The organism is Ileibacterium valens, from assembly GCF_001945525.1.
In the GTDB taxonomy this organism is placed as follows: domain Bacteria; phylum Bacillota_I; class Bacilli_A; order Erysipelotrichales; family Erysipelotrichaceae; genus Ileibacterium; species Ileibacterium valens.
The window spans coordinates 1-9,455 of record NZ_MPJW01000116.1 but is presented as its reverse complement, the minus strand read 5'-3'; the positions used below and the strand labels follow the sequence as shown (position 1 = coordinate 9,455).

Annotated in this window: 9 protein-coding genes; 1 reads left to right on the top strand and 8 read right to left on the bottom strand. The window is 41.3% G+C overall.

The window, feature by feature from the left end; translation table 11 throughout:
• Positions 1-121: 121 nt before the first annotated feature.
• The 7 genes from BO222_RS05725 to mraZ form a co-directional block, all read right to left on the bottom strand.
• Positions 122-712: a hypothetical protein gene (locus BO222_RS05725; RefSeq protein WP_075819188.1), complete on the bottom strand. Its 591-nt coding sequence runs from the start codon at positions 710-712 to the stop codon at positions 122-124.
• A gap of 207 nt (positions 713-919) precedes the next feature.
• Positions 920-1,123, bottom strand: coding sequence for a hypothetical protein (locus tag BO222_RS05720; protein ID WP_143356950.1), 204 nt, complete (start codon positions 1,121-1,123; stop codon positions 920-922).
• A gap of 210 nt (positions 1,124-1,333) precedes the next feature.
• On the bottom strand, positions 1,334-1,558 hold the full coding sequence (locus BO222_RS05715) for a hypothetical protein (protein WP_075819184.1): 225 nt from the start codon (positions 1,556-1,558) through the stop codon (positions 1,334-1,336).
• A gap of 288 nt (positions 1,559-1,846) precedes the next feature.
• Positions 1,847-4,204, bottom strand: coding sequence for a penicillin-binding protein (locus BO222_RS05710; protein ID WP_075819182.1), 2,358 nt, complete (start codon positions 4,202-4,204; stop codon positions 1,847-1,849).
• Positions 4,205-4,554: 350 nt separating this feature from the next.
• Positions 4,555-4,872: a DUF4349 domain-containing protein gene (locus tag BO222_RS05705; RefSeq protein WP_075819180.1), complete on the bottom strand. Its 318-nt coding sequence runs from the start codon at positions 4,870-4,872 to the stop codon at positions 4,555-4,557.
• Positions 4,844-5,791: a 16S rRNA (cytosine(1402)-N(4))-methyltransferase RsmH gene (gene rsmH, locus BO222_RS05700; protein WP_075819178.1), complete on the bottom strand. Its 948-nt coding sequence runs from the start codon at positions 5,789-5,791 to the stop codon at positions 4,844-4,846. The genes BO222_RS05705 and rsmH overlap by 29 nt, the downstream gene beginning before the upstream one ends.
• Before the next feature lie 5 nt (positions 5,792-5,796).
• The gene (gene mraZ, locus BO222_RS05695; RefSeq protein ID WP_075819176.1) at positions 5,797-6,228 is read right to left on the bottom strand and encodes a division/cell wall cluster transcriptional repressor MraZ; all 432 of its coding nucleotides are present in this window, start codon (positions 6,226-6,228) and stop codon (positions 5,797-5,799) included.
• Positions 6,229-7,273: 1,045 nt separating this feature from the next.
• On the opposite strand from mraZ, the gene BO222_RS05685 reads away from it, so the two are divergent.
• On the top strand, positions 7,274-8,803 hold the full coding sequence (locus BO222_RS05685; protein WP_075819172.1) for an L-lactate permease: 1,530 nt from the start codon (positions 7,274-7,276) through the stop codon (positions 8,801-8,803).
• Positions 8,804-9,227: 424 nt separating this feature from the next.
• Here BO222_RS05685 and BO222_RS13680 read toward each other — a convergent pair.
• The coding region (locus BO222_RS13680; protein ID WP_158024563.1) for a hypothetical protein at positions 9,228-9,455 on the bottom strand (228 nt) is incomplete at its 5' end.

Here is a 9,455-nt window from a genome sequence, read left to right as displayed (position 1 = left end):
CATATAGAATAAATCTTTTTAGGAGTATATGGGTGGTTTTAGCTCGAAAAAAGCTATACATAAAGCGTAATTAAAGCAGTTAGAAATTAGATAGAATTTCTAGGTAGAAAAAGCTTGGGAATTACAGATAAATATATTTATTGAAATACATGTATTTGATCAGATTATATGTTTCAAGCAAAATCAAATTGGATTGATTGGACTGATTAAGATTCGGCAATTGAATCAGATTAAACTGCTGACAGGGAATCTTTCTGATCTCTCTTTTCGATAGAAAAAGGAGAGGGAAACTTTTTACCTGATCAAGAAATCCAGGAACATTGGCTGGAATAAAATTTCCAGTTAATGTCGGAATGATGATCAGAGCGCCTTTTTCAAAACGCCTGATGCCAAAATCGGTAAACAGCTGATTGTAGATGACGGCCTTGCCTGTGTTAAGCAGATCTTCCGCCATATCTAAAGACAGAGAAAGTGGAAACAGAGCACCAATAAAAACCAGACGCTTTGCCTGATGAATCATGTCGGCAGCCACATTAACCTGTTCCAGGAACTGATTCTGATCAAACTCGTTTTTTGAGATAAAGCGGATATTCGCAAGCATGGCTTCAACGGAAGTGTTTTTATACCGCTGCTGGTACTGGTCTTTACGAATCTGAGCTGTAGTCCTGCCAAATTCACGCAGATTCTTAAAACTTTGAAATCCAAGATACAAACAAAATTTTTTAATTGCTTCGGAAGAAACATGTGTGTTTTTAATATTTCCTGGCGAGTCATTTTCGGCAGATCCCTGTAGTGACTGATCAGGTATTCAGCCAGAATAAATAAAGGTTCTGAAGGATCCGCATCAAAGATAATACTCAGAAGCATGACCGCAAAACAATTCATAATATTCCTTCCTTCAAGTAGTATTAAGGCTCTTTTACAGCTGAATTGGTTTAATTGAGTGAACTTCATTTCCTGGCCCAAAGTAGTATTTGGATGCTGCACTGATGATCGATGCCGAGAGAACAGGTTCAGTCTGAACAAAGATGGATATGAATGCGGCCAGATCGAGATATGGCTCTAAAAACAGAATCGTATCTTCATCAGTCAGATTTTCAAAAATGCTTCGGGCTTTCTGCATATCCCAACTGCCTAAGAAAACAATTATTGAATGACTGCAGGTTTTTAAAAGTATCTCCTTAAGCTGCTGGAAAACCTGCATTTTACCGATGACAAGAATGACAGGAGAATGGCTTATCTTCTCTTTGAGAAACTTGCGAATGGATAACCTGGAGTCAAAGCTTGAAAGCAGATCAGAATATACAGTGTTTTGCGGATCCTGCTCATAAAATTATATTTCTGTTTTTAATGCTCTTAGCATCGCAGGAAAACATGAAAAGCCCCCTGCTTGAGAAAAGCGAACCAGCGTGGCTTTCGAGATTTTATTATCAAGCTGAACATCTGTAAGAGTGATTGATTTATGTTGGTTTTTTAGCAGAAAAGCAGAAATCTGATAACTGCTGGCCCCAGGATAGCTGTTCATAAAAACGGTTGTCAGTCGATCGAGAATATACATTAGTTAATCTCCATTCATCAAATGAAGCAGAATGATATTATGTCAAATATAACATAATACACAAAATTGGAATCCAGCTCTTCAGGAAAAAGGAAACACTTGTGAAGATCAGGATAATTGTCGACATGCGGCTGCTGCATTCTACTCAGCTCATGCATGGAAATTGATTGGAGTTTCTGACTAAAACCTCAAGAAATAAGAAAATCAAAAAAGCGAACAGGTGTCTCTGTTCGCTTTAAGCGGTTCAAAGTCTATGTTTTTGAATGGCGAAACTTTCAGTGTAAAAAGTTACTCGAGACTGACTTCAATCTCCGTATCAGCCTGTATTGGTTCGCCTGCGGGAATACTCTGCCATACGACTTTACCATATCCATCCTGGCGAATTGGAAGACCGGAAAGCTGCCAGAGTGCAGTCAAATCCTTTCTTGTCCAGCCGATCAGATCCGGCATAGTTAATGACTGACCATCCGTTAACAGAAGGACATTATCATTGGAGTTAATCGTTCCTCCCGCTTTTGGAAACTGATCAATGATAGAAGACCCATCCCCAATGATTACCGTGTTGACGTGCTTATCAGCCATTTTGTTATTGGCATAATCGATGGAATGATTCACCAGAGAAGGCATTTCGTAAGATTCCCACTGTCCATAGGGTTCATTGGCAGAATCAGAAGTTCCTCCATTCACGCTGTTGGCAATTAAAGCCTGCTGCATGATGACCTGGAAGGGTTCTGCAGAATAGTTAATATAATTGGAAGAAACCATTCCCCAGTAAACCATGATTTTAGGATCATCAGCCGGAGCGGCTGCCATAATGCTTGACGTAAAGACACTTGTATCATAGGTTCCAGTTTCAGGATCATATCGTTCACCGGTACCGGTCTTTCCAGTCAGATCAACATCTTCCATTGCAAATTTTTCGCCGGAAAAACCGGGTGCAAAGACCTGGCGCATGATGTCTTTTGTCTGGTTTGCCGCATCTGCTGAAATTGGAGTCCCTGCGGCTTCCGGTTCAAATTTGTTGATGGTCTGACCAGTCGCTGAATCCACAATGGATTCAACGACATATGGCTTCATCATCACACCGTCATTAAAGATCGCAGAATAAGCCTGCATGAGCTGCAGGACAGTAATTGAGCTGGCCTGTCCAAATCCAGTAGACAGATAGCTTGTAGCATCAGACATGTTCTTGGCTCCACTGGTTTCAGGAACAAAAGGGATGTCTGTAGCTTTAAAGAATCCGAATTTATCCAGATAGTTTTCATAGGTCTTCTCGTCGAGATAGTTGGCAAGAAGCTCACAGATCGCAATGTTGGATGAGTTAGCAAGACCATCTTCAAAGCTTAATACCCCAAAATCCTTACCTAATGCATCCTTAATAGTCGGATAGCCAGTTACAGCTCCATTTTCAAGACGAATGATTTCTCCGGTTCCTGGATCGACTGTATAGTCAAACTGTCCAGCCCGATACAACTGATTGTAAGGATAAACGCCAGCATCAATAGCGGAGGCGTATACAAAAGGCTTCATAACTGATCCTGCTTCATAATTCATTTCTGAAACATTATCGGTATAACTTGGAATTTCAAGTGGAGTATTCTGATTAAAGGTTGGATAAGAAGCCCAGGCCAGGATCTTACCGGTCTCTACTTCCATCACGACGCACCAGGCAGATTCAGCCCCATTCGTATCCATCGTGATCTGCATTTCTTCTTCGACGATGCGCTGAAGATTGGAATCAAGTGTTAAAACCAGATCGCTTCCATCTTCTGCCTGCGAAAGGATTCGATGTGTTCCTGGAAGGATTTCGCCGCGCTTGGACTGCTGGAATTGCTCCTGCCCATCCTTACCGGCCAGATAGGAGTTCATATCTTTTTCAAGGCCATTAATACCTGAAATCCTTCCCGAATCTTCAGAATAGGTGGCATAACCAATCAGGTTGCTTGAGAAAGGGGAAGTGGGGTAGCTTCTTTTTGTGGTCTCGATGAAGCCTAAACCGGGAATTTTTTTCTCCTGTAAAGCTTCCATTACGGTTTTGTCCAGACGTTTGGTTCCTGTTCCAAGTTCAGATTGAGCGTATCCATTTTCCATTCCATTTTTTACAAGTTCTGCAATGGTCGTTTCATCGATCGAATCGCCTAAAACTTCCTTTAAGGATTTCGCAAATTCACCAGCGTCTTTGACATAAAGCAGTTCGCGCTCATTTTTCTCTTCTTCAAGTTCCTTGACGACTTCATCATAGGTTCCATTCTGAAGAGCGTAGCGAACAGCCATATCATCCAGCTTTTCCTGTTGTTCTTCGTCTTCCTTTTTTTCCTGTTCGGTTCGGTTATCAAATTGAGCAATCAGAGTATAGGCCACGGTTTCCTGAGCTAATACCTGATGATTGCGGTCATAGATGGTTCCTCTTTTGCCGTAGATCGTTGGAGTCTGAATCGAAGAAGCAATATCACTGGTAATGACTTCATGCTGTGACCAGATATGCTTTTTTGAAATCATCGTATACAGAATGTTGGCAACGACTAGACCAAAGCAGCACATGGCTACGATAAATATTGAAATCAGATTTTGATTTGCATAGCGGCTTTTTTCCAACCGTTTTTGCATGGTTTCCTTACGCTGCGGTTTATTTCTTGATCGCCGCATGGGATTCCTCCATTCTAAAATTTATGTATAAAAGACTGATATTCTGACAGATCAGAAAAGGATCTGTAATTTTCTTTTTGCAGGCCGTTTTGAATCAAAGGCTGCATCAGACATTTCTGATGGAGTTGCGAACATTGAAAATCAGGCTAATTTTTCAATTTTGCCTTAGGTTCTGTCCTGGGCAAGTCGAACGCTTAGATAGTTCAGCTTATACCGTGAAATTTTAATCAAAAATTCTATAAAAAAGATTAAAGAATTCATTGAATCAAAGTATGACATAAAGCTCAAAAGAGTATAACAGCTTTGTGCGGCTTCCCAAAACGAGGAAAAGCTCCCTGAGGCAGGGAGCTTTACTTGTTGTCGATAACGTAAATATTATTCTGGTTATCGCTGACCTGGTTGTCGAGCATGCCAAGAACGCTTGTTTTATCCTGTAAAACGTTGACTTCGCTCTGAAGCTGATCAATTTCCTCTTCTGTTTTTGAAATTTCGCCAACCAGTTCTGTATTGGTTCTGGAAAGCGAAGCATTATATGAATTCAATAACAGCCGGCAGCTAAGAAATACACCGGCAAATAACAGCCAGACGATCAATAAACGCTGCATTGGATCTTTTCTTTTTTTCTTCAGAACAGTTCGTTTACGAACGGTTTTCCCCTTTGATTTCATGACGCTCAATTCCCCTTAATTTTGCGCTGTGCGCTCTTTGATTCTCTTCCAGTTCTTCGTCAGATGCCTGAACCGGTTTTCTGTTTACCAGATGATACTCGAGATTTTCTATCCCCATCTGCGGAAGCCGTTTGTCTGTTTTTGGAGGCAGTGCAGCTTTGGCAAATGTTTTCTTTACCATTCTGTCTTCTAATGAATGGAAAGTGATAACGGCCATTCGCCCCCCAGGCGCTAACCGTTTTAACCCGTCATCCAGAACTTTCTGCAGCTGAGCTAATTCCTGATTCACTTCAATACGCAGTGCCTGAAAGATCTGTTTAGCGGGATGCCCCTTTTTCCTGAGAACGGCAGGCGGCAGGGCAGACCGAATAACGTCGACCAGCTCAAATGTTGTGTTGATCGGCTTTTCCGTGCGGATTTCGCAGATTTTCCGAGCAATTTTCGATGCGAATGGATCTTCTCCATACTCTCTGAAAATTCGAGTCAGTTCTTCCTGTGAATAAGTGTTTACTACCTTCCATGCATCCAGATCAGCTTCCTGATTCATTCTCATATCCAGACGGGCATCAAAGCGATAAGAAAACCCTCTTGATGCATCATCAAACTGCGGAGATGAGACTCCTAAATCCATTAGAATTCCATCGACCTGATCGACCCCATAACGATCTAAAACCGATGCCAGATTTTCAAAAGGTTCATGCACCAGGGTGAAGTTATCGGAGATCGCTTCAAGTCTGGGCCGGCTTTCCTCAATTGCATTCTGATCAAGGTCAAAAGCATACAGGTGACCTTGAGGACATCTTTTTAAAATCTGTTCACTGTGACCGCCTCGACCAAGCGTGCAGTCAACATAAATTCCATCATTTTTGATGTTCAGCATATCGATGGATTCATCAAGCAGAACGCTGACATGTTTCATTTCTATCACTCCATTAATCCGGAAAGGTTTTCGGCAAAGTCCTCAAAGGAATCTGATTGCTCAGCTTCAAGAGCTTCCCACTTCTCTTTCGACCAGATTTCGATGTGTGTTGCGACGCCGATGATTAGACATTCTTTCTGAAGTCCGGCTAAATTAACCAGAGTCGAAGGAATCAGAATACGTCCCTGTGAATCAAGATCAACTTCACTGGCTTTAGAAAGAAAAATGCGTTGATACATACGTGCATCCTTATTCGTTGACGGAAGGGCGGCGATTTTCTTGTAGACGACTTCCCACTGTTCCGTCGTATACACGTTCAAGCAGCCATCAAGCCCACGGTTGACGATCACGCGCTCACCGAGTTCATCTCTGAACTTGGCCGGCATTATCAATCGCCCCTTACGATCAATATTATGCGCGAACTCCCCCATGAACATGTGCCATCACCCCCACACTCTGACACAATCCGCTACTTTGCACCACCATTATAGTATTCAGGACCTCTTTTCTCAATTGAAAATACAAAATCTCCTAACGATGGCCTTTCCTGGAGCAAATAAAAAAAGACCTTTCTCATCAGCCTGACAGACGATTTTTGAGGTGAAATTAGTCATTGGGTGGGGGAAAATGGCAGGAAAAACCAGAAAAAAGGTCGATTTGAATCTTATTTGATCCAATTTGAAAGCTGATGATTTAAATCCAGACAATTGGCAGATTGCAAAACAGTAAGAAACGAATCGTCAGGGGATCACCCTTCATCTTTCCATGAAAGAAAGCAGATCAATGGCAAAGAAGAAGATTTCATCGAATTACCTTAAATCTGGGCAGTTTCTCCACCAATGGAGTTCATTAAGGTTTGAATCACTAACAAAGAAATAAAGATTGAAGAATCATGAATACAATAAGTCTGATCTGTATTGATATTTCAGAAGAAGTAAAGGATCATAACGAAAAGTTGAAAAGTGAAATCAACCTGAAAAATCGGTTTGAAATGGGACAGGCTCCCACTCTGTTTCGTTTAATGAACATATATGGAAATTTGATATTAATAATTCATTTATATAGGCATTAACTCCCACTTATGATGGAGGTCCAAATCGTTGTATCTTAGCGTCTGGTCTGTTGATTGCCTGGACGATTTCTTCCTGATTCGATGCCAGGAAAACGAACAAGTAAGATATATTAAGCGAAAGATTGGTCTGTGAAATGAAAACGATGAAGATTGGTAAATGAAATCGGAATCAGAAAAGGTAAAAAATTCTTTTGAAACAAGCAGATACAAAATGCCTGTAAATCGCAAATATCTCATATCTGAGATCGCTTGCATCTGATTTAAAAAATGAATGAATTTATTGATATGGTCCGGAAAGTGAACCCATTCACCGTTGAAAACAGGAAAATTACAACAGATGAAAAGGGGCCGGTTTTGGAATCGTGCTTGAATGCTATAATTTTCCCATGAAATTTAAGAGAGGTATCTGAATGAATTTTCTGAACTTTATTCTGGCTTTGGTACCGATCATCTGGTTGATAATCGCGATGATGGTGCTCAAGTGGACGACGTGGAAAGCAGCTTTAGGTTCAGCAGTCATTGCAGCTGTTGAAGCATTGCTGATCTGGCATACACCAGTCAGCGTGATCGGTCTTTCTGCTCTTGAAGGAATTTGTATGGCATTATGGCCAATTGTACTGGTCATCGTGTCCGCTGTATTCACTTATAACCTGGTTTGCCGCTCAGGCGGGATGGATGTCATCAAGCGGTTACTGACTTCACTGTCTTCGGATAAGCGCGTGATTGTCCTGTTAGTTGCCTGGTGCTTTGGCGGATTTATGGAGGGAATGGCTGGTTTTGGAACGGCTATCGCCATTCCAGCTGGAATGCTGGTCGGGATGGGCTTTCCGGCTCTTTTTTCCTGCCTGATCTGTCTTGTCGCCAATGGAAATCCGACGCCATGGGGCTCCATTGGGATTCCGACAGTAACTCTGGCTAACGTTGTAGGATTTGAAAACTCGATTTCACTTTCAACCATGCAGGCTATACAGACGGCATTCTTTATGATCCTGACTCCAGTGATTCTGGTTATGATTACAGGAAAAGGAATCAAAGCAATGAAAGGGATGTGGGGAATTACTCTGGCCAGTGGAATTTCCATGGTGATTCCAATGATTCTTGTCTCCTATTTTGTCGGGGCAGAACTTGTCATGGTGATCGCCTCGGTCTGCTCCTTACTGATTACCGGATTCATGGCGAAAAGAATGAAGCCGAATCCTGAATATGAAATGGAAATGCCTGAACAGACAGGAAAGCTTGGCCTTAAGGAAATTGCAGTCGCTTGTGCTCCATTCCTGTTTATCTTTGTATTCCTGTTAGGAACTTCCAAACTTGTCATGCCAATCAATACCTATCTGGATCAGTTTTCAAGCTCCATCACTTTTGTTGAAGGACAGTCTCCAGTTAAATTTGCATGGATTAATACTCCAGGCGTATGGATTTTCCTTTCTGCAATCCTGGGTGCCTGGATTCAGAAAGTGCCAGTTTCAGTATTTATGGAAGTTCTGAAAGCAACAATCAAGCAGATGAGCGGATCGATTTATGTCATGTTATCTGTACTCTCCTGTGCCAAGATCATGATCTATTCAGGTATGATTGCTGAAATTGCTGCATTCATCATTGCGGTGACAGGAAGTATCTATCCTTTCTTTGCGCCATGGTTGGGCTGTCTGGGAACATTTGTGACTGGAAGCGGTACTTCTTCTTCTGTCTTGTTTGGACAGGTACAGCTCAATGCTGCAACTGCCCTGAATATGGATCCATATTGGATAGTCGGTCTCAACTCACTTGGGGTAGGTGCCGGTAAAATGATGTCTCCTCAATCCTTATCGATTGCACTGAGCGCAGTGGACAAACAGGGCGAGGATTCAAAGCTTCTGAAGATGGTTCTCCCTTATGGCATTGGATATCTGGCATTGATGTCCATCGTAGCCATCGCAGGATCGATGATTATTGGATAGGCAGTCGGACTGAATAAAGAAAAAACGAGAAATAAACTAAAAAGAAATTTCAGGAAGAAATATATAGGTGAACGAGTCAGAGATCAGGTGAAACCTGTTGGTATCTCTGACTTTTTTTGATTATTTTTCTTTAAGATGAAATCAAAACTTTTAAATTATGAATGAAGTACCAAAAAATATTGGAGATTGTGGATCGCTAAGAGATTCATGGATCAGCATCCTTAAATGGATGATTTTCTTTCGCGATCACGACAAAGAAGCAAAAACAGTTGTTAAGTATCTTGATTAAACAGAACAAGACGAAAAAAGCAGGCGTTCAACTGAGTTAACGACTACTTTATTGTCTAAAAAACGATATCTGGATGTTTATCGATGCAGTGAAGTCAATACCAGCTGAATATCTACTGGTATGTTTATTCACTTCTTACTTATCATCTTTAGAAAGAACCAGTTCAAGATGGGCGTTTGAAATCTCTAAAAAATTAGCAACAGCTTCTCTTGAAAGTCCAGAAGCAAGCAATTTTAGAGAGTGTAATTTTATCTGTGTAAGTCGAGAGCGTACGGCTCGGCCTGCACAGATTTTTTTTGCGATTTGTGCTTTTATTAAGAAAAGAGGAAATGAAATCATGGCTAAAATCAAACGCAATCCTGC

Bases quoted from the DNA above. Each gene is read 5' to 3' on its own strand.
- BO222_RS05720 (WP_143356950.1), bottom strand. From the start codon at position 1,123: ATGCAGAAAGCCCGAAGCATTTTTGAAAATCTGACTGATGAAGATACG.
- BO222_RS05715 (WP_075819184.1), bottom strand. From the start codon at position 1,558: ATGTATATTCTCGATCGACTGACAACCGTTTTTATGAACAGCTATCCT.
- BO222_RS05710 (WP_075819182.1), bottom strand. From the start codon at position 4,204: ATGCGGCGATCAAGAAATAAACCGCAGCGTAAGGAAACCATGCAAAAA.
- BO222_RS05705 (WP_075819180.1), bottom strand. From the start codon at position 4,872: ATGAAATCAAAGGGGAAAACCGTTCGTAAACGAACTGTTCTGAAGAAA.
- rsmH (WP_075819178.1), bottom strand. From the start codon at position 5,791: ATGAAACATGTCAGCGTTCTGCTTGATGAATCCATCGATATGCTGAAC.
- mraZ (WP_075819176.1), bottom strand. From the start codon at position 6,228: ATGTTCATGGGGGAGTTCGCGCATAATATTGATCGTAAGGGGCGATTG.
- BO222_RS05685 (WP_075819172.1), top strand. From the start codon at position 7,274: ATGAATTTTCTGAACTTTATTCTGGCTTTGGTACCGATCATCTGGTTG.